Raw genomic sequence first — 18,685 nt, 5'->3', positions numbered from 1 at the left:
GTGGCATGCTGACTCTCCAAGTAAGGACGAGGCGGCTTGCAAAAGCGGGCTTCGGATGCCACATTCGCTGTGTCGTCGCATTGTCTGCAATGTCATTCACCCAAGGAGTTCGCATGGACAACCAACTCAACACGTACGGTTTTGGCGCTTCCGGCACCGCCGGCGCGTTGGCCGTCCGCAACCGCGTGCTGCGCAATACCTATTGGCTGCTCGCGCTTTCCATGATCCCCACCATCCTCGGTGCCTGGATCGGCGTTACTACCGGCTTCAACCTGATGGGACGCAACCCGCTGATGGGTTTCGTCATCTTCATGGCAGTGGCTTTTGGCTTCTTCTACGCCATTGAGCGCTTCAAGAACAGCGGCGTTGGCGTGGCATTGCTGCTCGGCTTCACGTTCTTCATGGGGCTGATGCTGTCGCGGCTGATCGGCATGATTCTGGGCTTCTCGAATGGTGCGTCACTGATCATGACGGCGTTCGGGGGCACAGCGGTCATCTTCGGCGTGATGGCGACGGTGGCCACGGTCAGCAAGCGCGATTTCTCGGGCCTGGGCAAGTGGCTGTTCATGGGCGTGCTGGTGCTGATCGTTGGCTCGGTAGCTAACATCTGGCTGCAGCTGCCCGCGATGATGCTGACCATCTCGGTGCTGGCCATCGCGATCTTCTCGGCGTACATCCTGTTCGACGTGCAGCGCATCGTGAACGGCGGCGAGACCAACTACGTGACGGCTACCCTGGCCATCTACCTGGACGTCTACAACATCTTCACGAACCTGCTGGCGATCCTGGGAATCTTTGGCGGAAATCGCAACTAAGCGAAATTCAGCCTCACAAGCGCCAGCGATGGCGCAAAAAAACCGGCGCACCAGGCGCCGGTTTTTCTTTGTCTGCGAAACGCCCGACGAACGGTCAGTCGCGCTCGAATACCGCCATCGACTCCACGTGCGACGTGTGCGGGAACATGTTGACCACGCCCGCTCCGGCCAATCGATAGCCGGCTTCATGTACAAGCAAACCCGCATCGCGCGCCAGCGTCGCCGGATTGCAGGACACGTAGACGATGCGCTTCGGCAGCAAATCAGCCGCTTCACCGCCACGCTGCGACAGTTCGGCCAGCGCCTTGGAAACAGCCAGCGCTCCTTCGCGCGGCGGATCGATCAGCCACCGATCGAACTTGCCCAGCGCGGCAATATCATCGGCCGACACCTCGAACAGGTTGCGGCAAGCGAATGTTGTCTTCGCGTCTAAGCCGTTGTATTGGGCGTTGGCAAGCGCACGTGTGGTGAGCGCCTCGCTGCCTTCGATGCCCATGACTTCGCGTGCCCGCGTCGCCATCGGAAGCGTGAAGTTGCCGATACCGCAGAACAGGTCAAGGAGCCGATCGCCCGGCTGTGCGTGGAGCAGCTTCAGCGCCCGCGACATCAGCACCCGGTTGATCTGGTGATTGACCTGCGTGAAATCCGTCGGCTTGAACGGCATCGTGATGCCGAATTCCGGCAGCGTGTACGTCAGCGTGCGATCGACGGGATGGAACGGATAAACGGTGTCCGGCCCCTTGGGCTGCAGCCAAAACTGGACGTTGTGCTGATCGGCAAAAGCGCGCAACTCGGCCTCATCCTCGGCGGTAATTGGCTCCAGATTGCGCAATACCAGCGCAGTTACGTCCTGTCCGACCGCCAGTTCGATCTGCGGCATGCGTTGTACGATCGACAGGCGCGCCACCAACTCGCGCAACGGCACCAGCAGCGCGGATACGTGCGGCGGCAGCACTTCGCACGACGTCATGTCGGCCACATAGCTGCTCTTGCGCTCGTGAAAGCCCACCAGTACACCGCCTTTGGCCGCAACATGGCGCACGGTCAAGCGCGCGCGATAGCGATAGCCCCAATCCGGACCGGCAATTGGCCGGAACACCACATCCGGACGCAGCTTGGCCAAATGCCACAGGTCGTCCTCCAGCACACGCTGCTTGATCGCGACCTGCGCGCGCGAATCCAGATGCTGCATGGAACAGCCACCGCACACCCCAAAGAACTTGCACTGCGGCGTCACGCGCGAAGCGGACTGGCGCAGAATGGTCACCACACTCGCCTGCTCGTACGAAGGCTTGACGCGGTGACTGCGGTACATCACGCGCTCCCCCGGCAAAGCGCCTTCCACGAAAACAACCTTCCCCGGCGTGCCATCCTCGTTCGTCAAACGTCCGATGCCACGCGCTTCGCCATCGAGCGAGACGATGTCCAGCGGGCCTGCCACCGGCATTTCCGGCTTACGGCGCCCGCGGGGCTTGGCGGGCGGCGTGTCCGGCGCGACCGTTGCTGGAACAGAAGAGGAAGGCGTGACGTTAGGTGCAGCTTGAGACACGAGCGAGCCTGGGCAAAATGAGGACAAGGGCGGCATTGTAAGACACCGGAGGATCAGCATGGGCACCATCATCCTGACGTGGAATATCCAGTGGGGCCGTGGCGCCGACGGGCACGTCAGCATTGCGCGTCAACTCGCGCAAGCACGTGAGATGGCCGAGTTCGATGTGCTGTGCCTCCAGGAAGTCACGTCCGGTTTCGGCGATCTGCCAGGCGGGCCGGGCAGCGATCAATGGACTGAACTCGCTGACGCGCTTGGCCCCGAATACACCGTGATCGAAGGCTTCGCGCTGGAGCGCCACAACGGCATGCATGTGCAGCGCTTCGGCAACGCGATTGCCACACGCCTGCCCGTGCATCACATCCGGCGCCACGCTTTACCTTGTCCGGCGGATGCCACACCGTATATGCCGCGCATGGCCATCGAGGCGACCGTGCAGGCGCCGTTTGGTGCCTTGCGCATCATCACCACGCATCTGGAGTACTACTCGGAGCGTCAACGCGTGGCGCAAATCGATGCCCTGCGAGCCATCCACGCGGAAGGTTGCGCGCGTGCGGATCATCCGTCTGTGCTTGGCACCGAGCCCGAAGCGGGTCCTTTCCGCCCACTCGCACAGACGGCCGCAACCATCATTTGCGGCGATTTCAACTGCAAGCCGGACTCCACGCCTAAACGCCTGGCGACCGTGCCGTTCAGTCAGGAACCCGCTTTGCACGACGCGTGGGAGATTGCCCACGGCACAACGCCGCAGCCGCCGACTTTCGGCGTGCACGACCGCACCGACTGGACCGAACCGGCCTACGCGTGCGATTTCATGCTGATCAGCGATCCATTGAAACCGCGCGTGCTGAGGACGGAAGTCAACAGCACCACGCAAGCATCGGATCACCAACCGATGCTGCTGGAGCTGCGGAACGACTGAATGAAATTGGAGGAGAAAGAAGAGAGGCAGCGGCGCCTTACAGCACCGCGTCTTTACGCACGCCTTGCGAAGCGAAATGGCGCTTGAGCTTGACCAGCGCTTCCTGCTGAATCTGACGAACGCGTTCGCGCGTCAGGCCCATCTCGGCGGCCAGCTCTTCCAGCGTCGCAGGCTCAATGTAGTTGAGGCCGAAGCGGCGCTCCACCACATAGCGGTGCTTGTCGGACAAGCGCGCAAGCCACGACTTCATCAGCAGTGAAAGCTCGCGATGTGCCACCTCTTGATCCGGCGAGGCGCCATGCTCGTCCGAGAGGAAATCGAGCAGGCTCGTGCCCGGATCAAGATCGAACGGCGTATCCAGCGAAGTCGTGTGCTCATTGAGCGAGAGCACGTCCTGCACTTCCTCTGTGGTCTTGCCGAGCAAGTGAGCGATGTCTTCAAGGCTCGCGTCCCGGCCGTCCACACCGCTCTTTTCCAGATGACGCTTGGCACGCAGCACCTGGTTGAGTTCGCGAATCACGTGCACCGGCAGACGAACCGTACGCGCCTGATTCATGATCGCGCGCTCGATGCTCTGGCGGATCCACCACGTTGCGTACGTCGAGAAGCGGAACCCGCGCTCCGGATCGAACTTTTCGATCGCGTGCATCAGACCCAGGTTGCCCTCTTCGATCAGATCGAGCAGCGGCACACCGCGATTCAGATAGCCTTTGGCGATGCTTACGACCAGGCGGAGGTTGCGCTCGATCATGACCTGGCGCGCGGCAAACTCGCCGGCCTTGGCCAACGTCGAGAAATGCAGTTCTTCGGCTGGCGTCAGCAGCGGCTTGATGCTGATGCGATTGAGATAATGCTGAACCGTGTCGGCGGCCAGTTCGGCCTGAAGCACCTTACGGAAATCTTCCTCCGGTGCAACCTCCTCGGCCTCCTCACCCTCTTCCTCATCTTCATCCGGCTCGTCGGCGCTGTCCGACGTGTCGTTGAGATCAGCAGAATCGGAGACAGGTAGATCGTCGACCAGCGCGTCGACGACTTCGATCTCTTCAGCAGGAGGCTGTGCCGCGCTGCGCGCACGCCGCCCCGCGCGCCCATTTGGGGTGCGCTGGCCCTCTACAGCAGCGTCGATGTTGTCATCGGCGGGGGTGACGGGCGTGGCGGCTTTCTGGCGCGGCATGCATTCCTCTATTGAGGCGGCAAGTAGCGCATCGGATCGACCGGCTTACCGTTGCGGCGCACTTCAAAATGAAGCTTCACGCGATCCGCATCGGTACTGCCCATTTCGGCGATCTTCTGCCCTTTCTTGACGGTGGATTGCTCGGTGACCAGAACCTTATCGTTGTTGCCGTAGGCGGTCAGGAACGTGTCGTTGTGTTTGATGATGACAAGATTCCCGTACCCACGCAAGGGTCCAACGTGGATCACTTTTCCGTCGTCGGCAGCGACCACCGCGTCACCACGTTTGCCGCCAATGTCGATGCCCTTGTTGCTCTTGTCATCGAAACGGTTGATGAGCGAACCGCGTGCCGGCCAGGCCAGCGAGATTGCGTTGTCAGTTGCCCCGGCAGGAGCGCTGGACGACACTGCGGACGGCGGCGTGGCGGGCGTCGAATCGACCGGTTGCGTCGTCGTGTTAGGCGGGCGAACCGGTGTGACGACGGCCCCGGTGCTGCTGACATCTGCGTTCGGCGGAACAACGCGTAGCAGCTGATCGACTTCGATCTGGTTAGGGTTGGCGATATTGTTCCAGGCCACCAGATCGCGGGGCGCCTGGCCGTTACGCAGGGCAATGCTGTACAACGTATCGCCACGCTTGACCCGATAGTAGCCGGGGGGCGGCGGCTCTTGCGACGTGGCCCCGGTGCTGCCGGCGCGCGAGGTGCGATCGAGAACAGGGGCTTGGTTGCCGGAGGATGCGCAAGCCGCCAATAGTGCGGCCGACACCATCGCCACGGCGAGCCGGCCTGCGCGTGCGGGGCTTGGACGGTTCATGGAGCTCCGGGAAATGAACATGCTAAACAGTTCCTGATTTTAACGGGACAAAGAAAACGCCTTCAAGCGCGGTACTGTGAAACTGGAAGCGGCTGCGGCGCTCGATGAGAACGAGCTGCTGCGCCGGGCCGCTGGTGCGGTCGGTGGCCACAGGGGCAATCAGCCGGCCGCCCACGGTGAGCTGGTCGAGCAGCGCCTGCGGCACCTCCAGCCCCGCCGCCGCCAGGATGATGGCGTCGAACGGCGCGGCCTTCGGGAGCCCCAGCATGCCGTCGCCATAGTGCAGACGGATGTTTGGCACGCGGAGTGGCCGCAAGTTCGCTTTGGCTTTTTCATGCAGCGGGCGAACGCGCTCGATCGAGTACACCTCGTCGGCCAGCTGCGCCAGAACCGCTGCCTGGTAGCCGCAGCCGGTACCGATTTCCAGCACGCGCGCGAGCGGCATGCCAGTACGGTCGGGCCGCCCGCTCAATAACAACTCGATCATTCGCCCGACCACTGACGGCTTCGAGATCGTTTGCTGATGGCCGATGGGCAATGCGGAATCTTCGTAGGCCTGCGAGGCCAGGCCGGCGTCGACGAACAAATGGCGCGGCACGGTGCCAATGGCTGCCAGCACGCGCTTGTCGCTCACGCCCCCGGCTTGCACACGGCCAACCAATGCCTGACGCGCCCGGTCCGACGCCATGCCGCCAGCCGCCGCGTGCGCCGCCGCCGTGCGGGCCTGCACCGCGCTCGCAGCAACGGCGCCAACCGCCGCGTCGACCCCCGCCACGCGCTGCGGCGCAGGTGCCGGGGCGGAAATCGGTGACGCGCGTTCGACCGATGCCGCACGCGCCGGCGTCGGGCGTGACACGGCGCTCACCCCGGACGAGATTCGCGTTTCACGCTGGCGTTCCACTGGCTTGCGCTCGACCACTGCATCGAGCGGCAACGGAAAACGCCGGTCGCGCGGACGTTCAGACATGAGCCACCATGCCGATCATGGCGTCTGCCAGCGGCGCACGGTGCGCAGTTGGGCCGTATCGGTCAGATCAAGCTGCAGCGGCGTCAGCGAGACGAAGCCATGCGCAACGGCGTGGAAATCGGTGCCTTCGCTCGCATCCTTTGCATCGCCGGCGGCACCGACCCAGAAGATCGGCTCGCCGCGCGGATTGGCCTGCCGGATCACGGGCTGCGACTGGTGCCGCTTGCCCAGACGCGTCGCACGCCAACCTGCCAGCTCGGCGTACGGCAGATTCGGGATGTTGACGTTCAGCAGGACCGGCCCGTCGAGCGGATCGGACAGATAGCGTTCGACCACCTCGCGGGCCACGCGCTCGGCGGCGTCGAGGTGCGTCCAGCCCTTGTCGGCCTGCGAGAACGCAATCGACGGGATACCGAACAGGTAGCCTTCGATGGCGGCGGCGACGGTGCCGGAATACAGCACGTCTTCGCCCATGTTCTGGCCCTGGTTGATACCGGAGACGACCAAGTCGGGCTTCTCTTCGATCATGCCGGTGAGGGCTATGTGCACGCAATCCGTCGGCGTGCCGTTGACGAAGCGAAAGCCCTTCTGGGCACCTTCCGTCGCCTCGAACACCGAAAGCGGACGCTGCAGCGTAAGCGAGTTCGATGCGCCGCTGTGGTTCTGCTCCGGCGCGACCACCGTCACGCGGCCCAGCGGGCTCAGCGCACGATGCAGCGCCGCGAGCCCGGGCGCGAGGTATCCATCGTCGTTGGCAATGAGAATATGCATGGCGCGGATTGTAACCGAGCAACGTTCGCGAATCGTGCTCCTGCACACGTTCTGCACGCTTACAAAAAATGCGTCGACAAGCGTCGCGATTCATCGCACTCGGCCAAATCGAACGACCGTGCTTTTATTCGGTTACACTGCCGGACGAGATCGCGTGCGATGCATGCGAGATGGCGAACAATCCAACGCAAGACTGTTGAGGAGACACATGATGAAAGCCGTCGTCTGCAAAACCTGGGGCCCGCCCGAATCGCTGGTGATCGAAACGCTGCCGGACCTTTCGCCCGGCGCCGGCGAAGTCGTGATCGACGTAAAGGCCGCGGGGGTGAATTTTCCTGACGTGCTGATCATCCAGAACAAGTACCAGTTCAAGCCGGAGCTGCCGTTTACGCCCGGTTCGGAAGTCGCGGGCGTGGTCAACGCCGTCGGCGAAGGCGTGTCGCATCTGAAGGCGGGCGACCACGTGATCGCGTTTCTTGGCCAGGGTGCGTTTGCTTCACAGGTCAAGGCCTCGGCCAAGGTAGTCATGCCGATGCCGCCGGGCATGGCGTTCGACACCGCCGCGGCGTTCACGCTGACGTACGGCACGTCGCACCACGCGGTGGTCGATCGCGGGCAACTGAAGGCCGGCGAAACGATGCTCGTGCTCGGCGCGGCGGGCGGCGTCGGGCTGGCGGCCATCGAGATCGGCAAGGCGATCGGTGCGCGCGTCATCGCTGCGGCATCGAGCGACGAGAAACTCGCAGTCTGCAAGGACCACGGCGCCGACGCTGTCATCAACTATTCGACCGAAGACCTGCGCGAGCGCATCAAGGAACTGACGGACGGCAAAGGCCCCGACGTGATCTACGACCCGGTCGGCGGCATCTACGCGGAGCCGGCGTTCCGCTCCATCGCCTGGCGGGGCCGCTACCTCGTGGTCGGATTTGCCAACGGAGAGATCCCCAAGATGCCGCTGAACCTTGCGTTGCTGAAAGGCGCATCGCTGGTGGGCGTGTTCTGGGGCGAATTCGCGCGCCGCGAGCCGAAGGCGAATCTGGCGAACATGATGCAGATGCTCGGCTGGATGCAGGAAGGCAAGATCCGGCCGCATATCTCTGCGCGCTATCCGCTGGAGCAGACAACGCAGGCGCTGCTGGACATGGCGGCGCGCAAGGTGACGGGCAAGGTCGTGATTCAGCCTTAAAAACGTCAGCGCTGAACAAAAAAAAGCCGCGCAGGTTGATCGCCTGCGCGGCTTTTTTCTTTGATGCAACGGATGATCAGGCCGCTTCTTCCAGCGTCGGGTAGTCGGTGTAGCCCTTTTCCTGGCCGCCGTAGAACGTTGCGCGATCCGGCTTGTTGAGCGATGCGCCGGCACGGAAGCGCGCCACTAGATCGGGATTGGCGATGAACGGACGACCGAACGCAACGGCATCCGCCAAACCGGAGGCGATCATCTGCTCGCCCTCTTCCGCCGTGTATTGGCCGCACACGATGAGCGTGCCCTTGAAGGCATCGCGCAGTTGGCGACGGAAATCGTTGCTCAGCTCGGGACCGCCGGCCCAATCCGGTTCGGCGATGTGCAGGTAGGCGATGCCGCGCTTGGTCAGCTCGCGCGCAAGGTACAGCGCGCTTTCTTCAGCTTGTTCATCGGCAATGTCGTGCGCGACGAAGTGCGGCGAGAGGCGAATGCCGACGCGGTCTGCACCGATCTCTGCGATGGCGGTGTCGACGACTTCGAGAATCAGTCGGGCGCGGTTTTCCAGGGAGCCGCCGTACTGGTCGGTGCGCTGGTTGCTGTTGGTCGACAGGAATTGGTGCAGCAGGTAACCGTTGGCGGCGTGGATTTCAACGAAATCGAAACCGGCGCGGCGTGCACGCAGCACGGCCTGGCGGTATTGCGCAATCACACCGGGGATTTCTTCCGTGGCCAGGGCACGCGGCTCGCTGGTCGGCACATTGGCGGGGGTGCCGTCGGGCTGCACGACAAAGCTCTGTGCGCCCTTGGCGACGATGGCCGACGGCGCGACGGGAGCCTGGCCGTTTTCCTGCAGCAGCGTGTTGGAGATGCGGCCCACATGCCACAGTTGTTGCGAGATGCGGCCGCCCTTGGCATGCACAGCATCCACCACCGCCTTCCAGCCGGCTTCCTGTGCGTCGGTGTACATGCCCGGGGTCCAGGCGTAGCCCTGACCCTGGCGGGAAATTTGCGTGGCCTCCGTGACGATCAGGCCAGCGGTTGCGCGCTGGGCGTAGTAAGTCACGTTCAGTTCGGTCGGCACGTCACCCGGCTGGCCGGCGCGCGAGCGCGTAAGCGGCGCCATGACGACACGATTGGCGAGGGTCGTACGGCCGGTCTGAACCGGGGACAGCAGTTGTTGAGTCATATCAGCTCCTGAAATGCACTATTCGACCGGTCATCTAGAACCGGAATCAAAGAAAAAGCGAGGAACGTGCCTCGCCGGCAGTCGGTTTCGTTTCGTTTCGCTCGACGTCAGTGTTTGGGCTTGGCCAGCAGCATTTCCGTTTGCGCGACGCAGCTCTTGAACGCGTCGACCGTGCGGTGCGCCTTGGCCAGCAGTGCACCGCCCATCCACATGGCGTACAGGCCTTCGGCCAGTTCGTGCGCGTCCTGCACGGGCCCCAACGAACCGTCGGCGACACCGGCCTCAATTGCGGCGGCGATGCGCTCGACCATGCGCGTCATCCCCTTCGACAACACCTTGCGCATCGGTTCCGACAAATCCGACACCTCTCCCGATAGCTTGACCGCGAGGCACGTGACTTCGCATGCGCTGCGCTCATGCAGATCGATCCAGGCCATGAAATAGCGCAGCAGCCGCTCGCGGGCGGTGAGGCGTGTGTCGTTGAAGAGGCTGACCACGCCCGCGTCGTAGTCCTGGAAATAGCGCTCCAGCATGGCAACGCCAAAGTCTTCCTTGGAGCCGAAGTAGTAATAGAACGAACCCTTCGGCACCTGCGCACGGCCCAGGATTTCCGCCAACCCGACGGCCGAAAAACCACGCCCGAGGATCAACTCGGCACCGGCGTCCAGAATGCGGTCGCGGGTGTCGTGCCGGGCTTCGGCGCCTTCAGCGGTGACGGGTTCGGGGTGCTTGCTCATGATGGGTGGCATTGTAGTAGACCGACCGTCTAGTTGCATGACCCTGCTCGCGACAGGGTCGATGTGACGTTTGCGTCGTCCGCGCGCTCGCTCAGAGCTTTTCCGTCTCGCCGCTCTTCGGTTGCCAGCGCATCAGGCGTTTTTCCATCAATCCGACGAGCCAGTCCAGGACGAGCGCGAAGACCGTCAGCACGACGATGCCCGCAAACACCGTGTTGATGTCGAACGTACCCTCTGCCTGGAGGATCAGGTAGCCGACACCGCGTGCGGAACCGAGATACTCCCCCACCACCGCCCCGACGAACGCCAGGCCCACCGACGTATGCAGCGACGAGAACACCCAGCTCGTCGCGCTCGGCAGATAGACGAAGCGCAGCAGTTGCCGCTGCGATGCGCCTAGCATGCGCGCATTGGCCAGCACGACCGGGCTGACTTCCTTCACGCCCTGGTAGACGTTGAAGAAGACGATGAAGAACACGAGCGTCACCGCCAGCGCGACCTTTGACCAGATCCCCAGCCCGAACCACACGCCGAAGATCGGCGCCAGGATCACGCGCGGCATCGAATTGGCCGCCTTGATGTACGGATCCAGCACTGCCGAAGCCGCCGGGCTCAGCGCCAGCCACAAGCCGGCGCCCAGGCCAGTAGCGGTGCCGATGGCAAAGGCCAGCACTGTCTCGGCCAACGTCACGCCAAGGTGTTGATAGATATCGCCTTCAGAAACGAACCACGCCCAGATACGCTGGGCAACGATGAGCGGTTCTCCGAAGAAGAACGCAACTTCCTGCGAGCGCGTGGCGAAGTGCCACACGCCCAACGTGACGACCAGCAGGCCAAGCTGCCAGGTGCGCAGCGCGAATGGAGAAAGCGGACGGTTAGCCATGGATGCAATCGATCAGATTCAGGTCAAGCCACGCGGCGGTGCTGCGCATAGCCTTTGAGCACTTCTTCGCGCAGGACGTCCCAGATGCGCGAATGCAGGTCGACAAAGCCGGCCTGGTCACGAATCTCGGCCACATCGCGCGGGCGCGGCAGGTCAATCGTGAATTCGCCGATCGGATGCGTACCGGGGCCGGCGGCCAGCACGACCACGCGGTCGCTCATGGCAATCGCTTCGTCCAGATCGTGTGTGATGAACAGCACCGCCTTGCGCTTGGCGGCCCAGAGGTCGAGCACCTCGTTTTCCATCAGCTGGCGCGTCTGGATGTCGAGCGCAGAAAACGGCTCGTCCATGAGGATGATGTCGGGGTCGAGCACCAGCGTTTGCGCTAGGCTCACGCGTTTGCGCATACCGCCGGAAAGCTGATGCGGGTAGCGGTCTTCAAAGCCAGCCAGCCCGACGCGCGCGAGCCACGACATGGCGAGGTCACGCGCCTCCTTGTCGAGCATGCCCCGGAACTCGAGCCCGGCCATCACGTTGTCAAGCGCGCTGCGCCATGGCATCAGCGCCTCTGCCTGGAACATGTAGCCGGCACGACGGTTGATGCCGACCAGCGGCTCGCCAAACACGCGCACCTGCCCGGAAGACGGCTGCAACAGCCCCGCCGCCAAATTCAGCAATGTGGATTTGCCGCAGCCGGTGGGGCCGACCACGGAGACGAACTCGCCGGCATGTACCTCCAGCGAGGTGTTTTGCACGGCGGTGTAACGCTGGCCCGGCGTGTCGGGCGAGATGAACGTGCAGGTGATCTGATCGAATGAAAGCGCGGGATGCGGCATGGTCTGCGGTCCAAAAAGCAATGCGCCCGGGCAAAACCGGGCGCGTTGCTGAAAGCCTGTCGAAATTACTTGTACTTGGCGTTGGCCTTCTGCACGAAGGTATTGGTGAAGGTCTGGTCGAGCTTGATCTGCTTGCCCTTCACTTCCGCATCGAACTCCGACAGCGTGCGCAGCGCCGTGGCGGGGCCGTCGGCGGGCATCGTGCCGTCCGGCGAAATGGCCTCGCGCACCTTGTCCCATGCCGCCAGATAGAGCGCGCGGTCACCCAGCAGATAGGCGTCCGGCACCGTCTTGACGATGTCCGACGGGCCGGCCTTCTGCAGCCACTTGAGCGCACGCACCATGGCGTTGGTCATCGCCTGCGTCGTGTTGGGATTCTTCTGGATGAACGCGGTGGACGCGTACAGGCAGCCGGCCGGCATGTTGCCGCCAAACACCGCCTTGGTATCGGCCAGCGTGCGGGTATCCGAAACCACGCGAACTTCATTCTTCTGCGTGAGCATCGACATCACCGGGTCCAGGTTGGCCAGGGCGTCGATCTGGCCTGCACGCACGGCGGCAATCGCCCCGCTGCTCGGGCCCACGCCGATGATCGACACTTCGTTCGGCTTGATGCCGGCGCGCGCCAGTACGTAATTGACCATGATGTTGGTCGACGAACCCGGCGCCGTCACGCCGATCTTCTTGCCCTTCAAATCGGCGATCGACTTGTAGTTGGGCATCGTCTTGTTGTTGACGGCCAGCACGATCTGCGGGGCACGCCCCTGCAGCACGAACTCCTGGTACATCTGGCCCTTGGCCTGCAGCACCAGCGTGTGCTCGTAGGCACCACTCACGACGTCGGCGCTACCGCCCACGACGGCCTGCAGCGCTTTCGCACCGCCGGCAAAGTCGACGATTTCAACGTCCAGGCCTTCGTCCTTGAAGTAACCCAGACGCTCGGCAATCGTCAGCGGTAGGTAGTAGAACAGCGCCTTGCCGCCCACCGCGATGGTGACCTTGCTTTTTTCAGGTTTGCCCTGTGCCAGAACGGCGGGGCTGGCAGCCAGCAGGCTTGTCGCGCACAGTGCTGCGCCCATCCACTTTGCCCAGCGCCCAATGACTCGTGTCCCCATGCCTGTCTCCTGTTCTGTGGCGTTCACTGCCTTGGCGGCGATATTACCGCAACGATTTGCAACACAACATGCGGGATCGTCCTAGCTGCTTAGCTTTTGGCTTCGGCAACGATGCCCTGCGAAACGAGCGCGTCGATCTGCGCATCGGTGAGGCCGTGGCCGCGCAGGACATCCCGCGTGTGCTGGCCCAGGCGCGGCGCGCTCGCCTGCACGGCGCCCGGCGTAGCCGAAAGCTTTGGCACCACGCCCGGCATCTCGACCTGGATGCCCGACTGCGCGCGCACGGTTTCGATCACGCCGCGTGCGCGGTAGTGCGGGTCGGCGGCAATGTCGGCGATGGTGTAGATCGGGCCGCTGGGCACTTCGGCCGCATGCAGCGCGGCCAGAACATCTGCGATGGGCAAGGTGCTCGTCCACGCGTTGATGGCTGCGTCGATTTCCTCGGCACGCGCGGCGCGGCCGTCGTTGCGGGCCAGGCCGGGATCGTCAGCGAGGTCTTGCCGGCCCATGTGTTGCATCAGGCGGCGGAAGATGTTGTCGCCGTTGGCGGCAATCAGAACGTATTCGCCACCGGCGCAGCGATAGGCGTTCGACGGTGCGATGCCCGGCAGCGCCCCGCCCGCCGGCTGGCGGATCGCGCCAAACACCGAATACTCCGGCAGCAGGCTCTCCGTCAGGTTGAACACGGATTCATACAGCGCCACGTCGATCACCTGCCCCTTGCCGCCGCGCGCGTCGCGTTCGTACAGCGCCAGCAGCACGCCCAACGCGCCATGCAAACCGGCGATGGTGTCGCCGAGCGACAGCCCCGCCCGGGCAGGCGGGCGCCCCGGCTCACCGGTCAAATAGCGCAGGCCGGCCATGGCTTCGGCAATGGCCGCAAAGCCCGGCTCATCCCGTTTGGGGCCCGTCTGGCCGTAGCCCGACACGCGCAGCATGATCAGTTTCGGGTTGATGGCGGAAAGCGCTTCGTACGACAGCCCCCACTTTTCCATCGTCCCCGGGCGGAAGTTCTCGATCAGCACATCGGCTTCAGCAGCCAGCTTGCGAACAACCTCCTGCCCTTCCGGGACACGCAAGTCGACGCAGACCGATTGCTTGTTGCGCGATTGCGCCTCCCACCAGACTGACGTGCCCTCATGCAGCATCCGCCATTTGCGCAACGGATCGCCTTGCCCCGGCGGCTCGATCTTGATGACCTGGGCGCCAAAGTCGGCGAGCGTCTTGGCAGCAAACGGCCCGGCGATCAGCTGCCCGAGTTCGAGCACACGGATGTCCTGCAAAACCTGTGTCGGCATGGTCGTATGGAAAGCGTTGAATTCAGAGTGCGGTGGGGTTGCCGAGCAGATGCGTCATCAGCAGGCGCGCGGAGCTGGTCAGCGCATCGGGGTCGCGCACGCCCACCAGCAGGCGGCGATGTGCCCATTCGTCTTGGAGCGCCACGAGCGCCAGGCCCGCGCCCGGCAGGCTCGATACATGCCCTTGTGCGGCGATGCGCGGCAACACGCCCACGCCCAGGCCAGAGGCCACCATCCGGCAGACGGCTTCGAAGCTGCGTACCTGGATGCGCAGGCGCAGCGGCTTGCCGAGCCGAAGGCTTTCGTCGACCAGCTGCGCGGCCAGCGACGTGCCCGGCGGCAGGCTGACGAAATCGAAATCCACGGCGTCGGCGAAATGGACCTGCTTGCGCCCGGCCAACGGATGACCGCGCGGCGTGACCAAGGCGAGATCGTCTTCCCGGTAGTCGAACGATTGCAGCCCGTCGCACGGCGTACCGGCCGCGAAGATGCCGAGATCCGCCCGGTTCTCGCGCAGCGCGGCGACGATATCGCCGCTGTCCTGCTCCTCCAGCGCGATGCGGATGGCCGGATTGGCCAGCATGAACGCGGCCAGGTCATCAGCCAGGAATTGCGTAATCGACGAGGTGTTGGCCCACACGCGCACCAGCCCCCGCGTGCCGGCGGCAAAGTCCGACAACGCACCCGCCATGCGCTCGACGTCCTGCAGGATGCCCACGGCGTGGCGGAAGCACGCCTGGCCGGCTTCAGTCAGCTCCACGCCCGCGGCATGGCGATACAGCAACGGCGCGCCCACGGCCGCTTCCAGATCGGAAATCCGCTTGCTCGCCGCGGCCACGGCCAAGTGCGATTGGCGGGCCCCAGCCGAGATGCTGCCCAGCCGGGCCACCGCCACAAACAGGCCAAGGGTGACGAGATCGAAGCGAGCGAGATTCATCGCGGAGAGCTGAAGGTGGGAAATACACAACATCGATGCAATATCAGGGCATGTTTCCTGCGTGTTTCATCCGGCCGTCATCCGCCCACGGTTAACATGGCGGGCTTTTGGCCGTTCCCCGATCCGAGAAGGGATTCTAACGGCGTTCTCCCTGCTTGCTGCCATGTTGCTTCCGTTCCGTCTTGCCCGCCTGACTGCCCTGTGCGCGCTCTCCCTGAGCGCCGGCCACGCCTTGGCAGCTGAAAGCACACCAGATGACAGCAGCAAGTGGGCGATCAACGATCCAGAGCGCTTTGCCGTCCACGGCCAGGCGACGTACGTCTGGCAGCACGACCTGTCGTTCCACTCGCCGTACAGCGGGCCGAACAGCCTGTCGGGCAAATCGACAACGAGCTATTCGGTCACGACGACGCTCGATCTGGGCATGCGCCTCTGGCAAGGCGCTGAAATCCATATCAACCCTGAAATGGCGCTCGGCCAGCCGTTCTCGGGTCTGCATGGCCTGGCTGGTTTCACCAATGGCGAGCTGGCCAAGACCGCCGGCCCCGACCCGACGCTCTACCGCGCACGCGCTTTCTTCCGCCAGACGGTCGGCCTGGGCGGCGGCACCGAAGACCAGGAAGCCGAGATGAATCAGTTTGCCGGCCAGGTCGACAAGCGTCGCTTGGTCTTCACAGCCGGCAATTTTTCGGTGCTCGACGTGTTCGACGGCGTGACCTACGCGCACGACCCGCGCACGCAATTCCTGAACTGGTCGTTCCTCACGCACGGCGCGTTCGACTACGCTGCTGATGCCCGCGGCTACACCTGGGGCGCCGCCCTGGAGTATTACGACGGCGACTGGGCGTACCGCATCGGCCGCTTCATCCAACCGGAAGAATCCAACGGCCTGCCGCTCGACACGCGCATCGGCCGCCACTACGGCGATGTGTTCGAAGTCGAGCGCAGCCACACGCTCGCAGGGCAGCCCGGCAAGCTGCGCGTCATGCTCTTCCGCAACCGAACCAATATGGCGCGCTACAACGATGCCCTCGCCCTGGGTCAATCGACAGGCAGCGCGCCGGACGTCAGCCTCACGCGACGCGACAACACCAAGGTCGGTGTCGGCATCGGCGGCGAACAGCAGATCAACGACGACATTGGCGTCTTCGCTCGTGCGTCGTGGGCGGATGGCAAGACGGAAACCTACGCCTTCACGGAAATCGACCGTTCGGTGTCGTTCGGCACGATCGTCAAGGGCAGCAAATGGGGACGTTCGGAAGACACGGTGGGCCTGGCCGCGGCCATCAACATGCTATCGCCTGATCACCGCCGCTACCTGCAGCAAGGCGGCGTGGGCGTATTCCTGGGAGACGGCAAGCTGAACTACGCGCCCGAGCAGATCGTCGAGGCGTTCTATAGCTTCCAGGCGGCCAAGCACCTGTGGATCAGCGCCGACGTGCAATGGATCCGCAACCCCGGCTACAACGCGGATCGCGGTCCCGCCGTGTTCTTCGGTACGCGCCTGCATACCGAGTTCTGAAGTTCAGGTGCGCCGGCTCAGAGCTGGCGCCGATCCAGCACCGCGCGGGCGATGGTGCCCGCGTCCACGTATTCCAGCTCGCCACCCACCGGCACGCCACGCGCCAGACGCGTCGCCTTGATGCCGCGCGCCTTCAACATCTCGCCGATGTAGTGCGCCGTCGCCTCGCCTTCGCTGGTGAAGTTGGTGGCGAGGATGACCTCGGTGCACGGTCCGCCCAGCGCAGGATCGGTTGCGCGGGCCAGCAAGCGTTCGAGGTGAATCTCTTTCGGGCCGATGTTGTCCAGCGGCGAGAGCCGGCCCATCAGCACGAAGTATTGGCCGCGATACGTCAGCGTCTGCTCGATCATCATCTGATCAGCGGGCGTTTCCACCACGCACAGGACCGATGCATCGCGGCGCGTGTCCAGGCAGGTCTCGCAAACTTCCTGCTCGGTAAAGGTATTGCAGCGGCTGCAATGCTGGATGGATTCCGTCGCGTCGGACAGCGCCTGGGCCAGCTGCGCCGCGCCCTCGCGGTCATGCTGCATCAGGTGATAGGCCATGCGCTGGGCAGACTTGGGGCCGACCCCCGGCAGCACGCGCAGGGCCTCAACCAGCATCTGCAGCGCCGACGGCGTGCCCGGAGCGTTACGCATCACGCGTGCTCCAGCACCGTCGTGTGGTGCAGAACTTCCGGCATCGGGTCATAGAAGTGATGCAGCAGCGCGCGCCAGCGCTGGTATTCGGGCGACTGCCGGAAGCCGATGGTGTGGTCTTCCAGCGTCTGCCACTGCACCAGCAGCAAATAATCGCTGGTCTTCTCGATGCAGCGCAACAGCGACAGCGTAACGAAACCCCGCATCGCGCCGATGATGTGACGCGCCTCGGCGAAGGCGGCCTCGAAGGCAGCTTCCTGGCCGGGCCTGACGTGCAGCAGCGCAGATTCCAGCACCATGGCGCGATCCTGATCAGCGTCGATTAGAACGGCAGCTTGAAGCCGGGCGGCAACATGCTCGCCATGCCGCCCAGGCCGGAAGTGAGCGAGCCCATCTTCTCTTGCGTGGTGGCCTCGGCCTTTCGCACGGCGTCGTTGAACGCAGCGGCGATGAGGTCTTCGAGCAGATCCTTGTCCTCGCCTTCGGCCAGAAGGCTCGGGTCGATCGACACACGCTTCACGTCGTTCTTGCAGGTCATCACCACCTTCACGAGGCCAGCGCCCGACACGCCTTCCACTTCGATCAGGGCGAGTTGCTCCTGCGCCTTCTTCATGTTTTCCTGCATCTGCTGGGCCTGCTTCATCAGCCCGGCGATCTGGCCTTTCATCATGGTCGTTGCTCCTTGAAATGGGTCATGCAAGGCGCGCCGCTCAGTGGGCGCGCCGATGTTCAATGTTCAGGTCTGGGGATGCGGTTCAGTGCGCGTGCGGTTGGATCGAACCGGGGACGACCTGCGCCGCAAAATCCCGCACCAACGCCTGCACAAACGGGTTGGCGGCGATGGCGTCTTCGGCATTGCGTTGACGCTCAGCGCGCTGCTCGGCATCGACAGCCGCCGCGGTGGCGCGCGCAGGCCCGATATCGCACACCACGCGAACGGGCGAGCCGAAGTGTTCTGTCAATGCTGCCTCCAGGCGCTCGACGACGTTGGCGTCGGTCAGCGGGGGCAGCGGAACACGCAGGCGCATCGTTACGCCTTCCACGGCCGCCAATTCGCTCTGGTAAGCCAGTTGTTGGGCAAGACCGCGAATCGGCAGGCTCGCTGCCAGCGCCGGCCAATTGCCGTCGAACGTGGTCAGACCGCTAGCGCTCAGGTCAGGCGGCGTAGCTGCCGCTACCGGCTCTGGAGCGACCGCCTTGGCCGGAGCGGGTGCCGCTACCGGCGCCTCGATCTGTGCGGGACGTGCTACCGACTCAGGCGCCCCAGGGCCCACGCTCGAAGCGGAATCCCAGCCGGCAAAGGCTGCATCCATCTCTTCAAGCGACGGCGGAGCCAA

At 63.9% G+C, this 18,685-nt stretch carries 20 protein-coding genes; 4 read left to right on the top strand and 16 right to left on the bottom strand.

The features are described from left to right. The first annotated feature begins 113 nt into the window (after positions 1-113). The gene (locus FUT88_RS01255) at positions 114-815 is read left to right on the top strand and encodes a Bax inhibitor-1/YccA family protein (protein WP_147213480.1); all 702 of its coding nucleotides are present in this window, start codon (positions 114-116) and stop codon (positions 813-815) included. Between the two features lie 94 nt (positions 816-909). On the opposite strand, the gene rlmD is transcribed toward FUT88_RS01255, so the two are convergent. Further along, a complete protein-coding gene (rlmD, locus tag FUT88_RS01250) occupies positions 910-2,262 on the bottom strand; it encodes a 23S rRNA (uracil(1939)-C(5))-methyltransferase RlmD (protein ID WP_147213571.1) in 1,353 nt (450 codons plus the stop codon). Positions 2,263-2,422: 160 nt separating this feature from the next. On the opposite strand from rlmD, the gene FUT88_RS01245 reads away from it, so the two are divergent. Then, on the top strand, positions 2,423-3,286 hold the full coding sequence (locus FUT88_RS01245) for an endonuclease/exonuclease/phosphatase family protein (protein WP_147213479.1): 864 nt from the start codon (positions 2,423-2,425) through the stop codon (positions 3,284-3,286). Between the two features lie 37 nt (positions 3,287-3,323). On the opposite strand, the gene rpoS is transcribed toward FUT88_RS01245, so the two are convergent. From rpoS to surE, 4 genes are read right to left on the bottom strand one after another with little or no spacing between them, the layout of a single operon-like run. Then, positions 3,324-4,460: an RNA polymerase sigma factor RpoS gene (gene rpoS / locus FUT88_RS01240; protein ID WP_147213478.1), complete on the bottom strand. Its 1,137-nt coding sequence runs from the start codon at positions 4,458-4,460 to the stop codon at positions 3,324-3,326. Positions 4,461-4,468: 8 nt separating this feature from the next. Continuing rightward, a complete protein-coding gene (locus tag FUT88_RS01235) occupies positions 4,469-5,296 on the bottom strand; it encodes a peptidoglycan DD-metalloendopeptidase family protein (RefSeq protein WP_147213477.1) in 828 nt (275 codons plus the stop codon). A gap of 1 nt (position 5,297) precedes the next feature. After that, on the bottom strand, positions 5,298-6,242 hold the full coding sequence (locus FUT88_RS01230) for a protein-L-isoaspartate(D-aspartate) O-methyltransferase (RefSeq protein ID WP_147213476.1): 945 nt from the start codon (positions 6,240-6,242) through the stop codon (positions 5,298-5,300). Positions 6,243-6,257: 15 nt separating this feature from the next. Then, positions 6,258-7,013 (bottom strand): 5'/3'-nucleotidase SurE, encoded by a 756-nt coding sequence (surE, locus tag FUT88_RS01225; RefSeq protein ID WP_009238415.1) that lies wholly within the window; start codon positions 7,011-7,013, stop codon positions 6,258-6,260. A 211-nt stretch (positions 7,014-7,224) separates the two neighbouring features. On the opposite strand from surE, the gene FUT88_RS01220 reads away from it, so the two are divergent. Further along, positions 7,225-8,199 carry an NADPH:quinone oxidoreductase family protein gene (locus FUT88_RS01220; protein WP_147213475.1) on the top strand — a complete coding sequence of 325 codons (975 nt, stop codon included), beginning with the start codon at positions 7,225-7,227 and terminating at the stop codon, positions 8,197-8,199. Between the two features lie 76 nt (positions 8,200-8,275). Here the strand turns inward: FUT88_RS01220 and FUT88_RS01215 are convergent, their stop codons facing one another. The 7 genes from FUT88_RS01215 to FUT88_RS01185 form a co-directional block, all read right to left on the bottom strand. Then, positions 8,276-9,382, bottom strand: a complete 1,107-nt coding sequence (locus FUT88_RS01215) for an alkene reductase (protein ID WP_102066998.1) — start codon at positions 9,380-9,382, stop codon at positions 8,276-8,278. A gap of 107 nt (positions 9,383-9,489) precedes the next feature. After that, on the bottom strand, positions 9,490-10,119 hold the full coding sequence (locus FUT88_RS01210; protein WP_147213474.1) for a TetR/AcrR family transcriptional regulator: 630 nt from the start codon (positions 10,117-10,119) through the stop codon (positions 9,490-9,492). 91 nt (positions 10,120-10,210) lie between these two features. Then, the gene (locus FUT88_RS01205; protein ID WP_027677644.1) at positions 10,211-11,002 is read right to left on the bottom strand and encodes an ABC transporter permease; all 792 of its coding nucleotides are present in this window, start codon (positions 11,000-11,002) and stop codon (positions 10,211-10,213) included. 23 nt (positions 11,003-11,025) lie between these two features. Beyond that, on the bottom strand, positions 11,026-11,838 hold the full coding sequence (locus tag FUT88_RS01200) for an ABC transporter ATP-binding protein (protein WP_147213473.1): 813 nt from the start codon (positions 11,836-11,838) through the stop codon (positions 11,026-11,028). 65 nt (positions 11,839-11,903) lie between these two features. After that, positions 11,904-12,953, bottom strand: a complete 1,050-nt coding sequence (locus tag FUT88_RS01195; protein WP_147213472.1) for an ABC transporter substrate-binding protein — start codon at positions 12,951-12,953, stop codon at positions 11,904-11,906. Positions 12,954-13,042: 89 nt separating this feature from the next. Further along, on the bottom strand, positions 13,043-14,251 hold the full coding sequence (locus tag FUT88_RS01190; protein ID WP_147213471.1) for a CaiB/BaiF CoA transferase family protein: 1,209 nt from the start codon (positions 14,249-14,251) through the stop codon (positions 13,043-13,045). Positions 14,252-14,273: 22 nt separating this feature from the next. After that, positions 14,274-15,188, bottom strand: coding sequence for a LysR substrate-binding domain-containing protein (locus tag FUT88_RS01185; protein WP_027677648.1), 915 nt, complete (start codon positions 15,186-15,188; stop codon positions 14,274-14,276). A gap of 163 nt (positions 15,189-15,351) precedes the next feature. Between FUT88_RS01185 and FUT88_RS01180 the strand changes: the two genes are divergently transcribed. Beyond that, on the top strand, positions 15,352-16,710 hold the full coding sequence (locus FUT88_RS01180) for a carbohydrate porin (protein WP_147213470.1): 1,359 nt from the start codon (positions 15,352-15,354) through the stop codon (positions 16,708-16,710). Positions 16,711-16,727: 17 nt separating this feature from the next. Here FUT88_RS01180 and recR read toward each other — a convergent pair whose 3' ends face one another. From recR to FUT88_RS01160, 4 genes are all read right to left on the bottom strand, one after another. Continuing rightward, entirely contained in the window at positions 16,728-17,348 is a 621-nt protein-coding gene (recR, locus tag FUT88_RS01175) for a recombination mediator RecR (RefSeq protein WP_102066993.1), read from the bottom strand. Next, the gene (locus FUT88_RS01170; protein WP_147213469.1) at positions 17,348-17,647 is read right to left on the bottom strand and encodes an antibiotic biosynthesis monooxygenase family protein; all 300 of its coding nucleotides are present in this window, start codon (positions 17,645-17,647) and stop codon (positions 17,348-17,350) included. The genes recR and FUT88_RS01170 overlap by 1 nt, the downstream gene beginning before the upstream one ends. 23 nt (positions 17,648-17,670) lie before the next feature. Then, the gene (locus FUT88_RS01165) at positions 17,671-18,018 is read right to left on the bottom strand and encodes a YbaB/EbfC family nucleoid-associated protein (RefSeq protein ID WP_009238427.1); all 348 of its coding nucleotides are present in this window, start codon (positions 18,016-18,018) and stop codon (positions 17,671-17,673) included. A gap of 85 nt (positions 18,019-18,103) precedes the next feature. Then, positions 18,104-18,685: DNA polymerase III subunit gamma/tau C-terminal domain-containing protein (locus tag FUT88_RS01160; RefSeq protein WP_325205659.1), on the bottom strand; the 582-nt coding region annotated here is incomplete at its 5' end.

Source organism: Ralstonia sp. TCR112, assembly GCF_007997035.1.
In the GTDB taxonomy this organism is placed as follows: domain Bacteria; phylum Pseudomonadota; class Gammaproteobacteria; order Burkholderiales; family Burkholderiaceae; genus Ralstonia; species Ralstonia edaphi.
The sequence above is the reverse complement of the archived record's forward strand: the minus strand, read 5'-3'. Positions and strand labels throughout refer to the sequence as shown.

Bases quoted from the DNA above. Each gene is read 5' to 3' on its own strand.
- FUT88_RS01255 (WP_147213480.1), top strand. From the start codon at position 114: ATGGACAACCAACTCAACACGTACGGTTTTGGCGCTTCCGGCACCGCC.
- rlmD (WP_147213571.1), bottom strand. From the start codon at position 2,262: ATGCCGGTGGCAGGCCCGCTGGACATCGTCTCGCTCGATGGCGAAGCG.
- FUT88_RS01245 (WP_147213479.1), top strand. From the start codon at position 2,423: ATGGGCACCATCATCCTGACGTGGAATATCCAGTGGGGCCGTGGCGCC.
- rpoS (WP_147213478.1), bottom strand. From the start codon at position 4,460: ATGCCGCGCCAGAAAGCCGCCACGCCCGTCACCCCCGCCGATGACAAC.
- FUT88_RS01235 (WP_147213477.1), bottom strand. From the start codon at position 5,296: ATGTTCATTTCCCGGAGCTCCATGAACCGTCCAAGCCCCGCACGCGCA.
- FUT88_RS01230 (WP_147213476.1), bottom strand. From the start codon at position 6,242: ATGTCTGAACGTCCGCGCGACCGGCGTTTTCCGTTGCCGCTCGATGCA.
- surE (WP_009238415.1), bottom strand. From the start codon at position 7,013: ATGCATATTCTCATTGCCAACGACGATGGATACCTCGCGCCCGGGCTC.
- FUT88_RS01220 (WP_147213475.1), top strand. From the start codon at position 7,225: ATGAAAGCCGTCGTCTGCAAAACCTGGGGCCCGCCCGAATCGCTGGTG.
- FUT88_RS01215 (WP_102066998.1), bottom strand. From the start codon at position 9,382: ATGACTCAACAACTGCTGTCCCCGGTTCAGACCGGCCGTACGACCCTC.
- FUT88_RS01210 (WP_147213474.1), bottom strand. From the start codon at position 10,119: ATGAGCAAGCACCCCGAACCCGTCACCGCTGAAGGCGCCGAAGCCCGG.
- FUT88_RS01205 (WP_027677644.1), bottom strand. From the start codon at position 11,002: ATGGCTAACCGTCCGCTTTCTCCATTCGCGCTGCGCACCTGGCAGCTT.
- FUT88_RS01200 (WP_147213473.1), bottom strand. From the start codon at position 11,838: ATGCCGCATCCCGCGCTTTCATTCGATCAGATCACCTGCACGTTCATC.
- FUT88_RS01195 (WP_147213472.1), bottom strand. From the start codon at position 12,953: ATGGGGACACGAGTCATTGGGCGCTGGGCAAAGTGGATGGGCGCAGCA.
- FUT88_RS01190 (WP_147213471.1), bottom strand. From the start codon at position 14,251: ATGCCGACACAGGTTTTGCAGGACATCCGTGTGCTCGAACTCGGGCAG.
- FUT88_RS01185 (WP_027677648.1), bottom strand. From the start codon at position 15,188: ATGAATCTCGCTCGCTTCGATCTCGTCACCCTTGGCCTGTTTGTGGCG.
- FUT88_RS01180 (WP_147213470.1), top strand. From the start codon at position 15,352: ATGTTGCTTCCGTTCCGTCTTGCCCGCCTGACTGCCCTGTGCGCGCTC.
- recR (WP_102066993.1), bottom strand. From the start codon at position 17,348: ATGCGTAACGCTCCGGGCACGCCGTCGGCGCTGCAGATGCTGGTTGAG.
- FUT88_RS01170 (WP_147213469.1), bottom strand. From the start codon at position 17,647: ATGGTGCTGGAATCTGCGCTGCTGCACGTCAGGCCCGGCCAGGAAGCT.
- FUT88_RS01165 (WP_009238427.1), bottom strand. From the start codon at position 18,018: ATGATGAAAGGCCAGATCGCCGGGCTGATGAAGCAGGCCCAGCAGATG.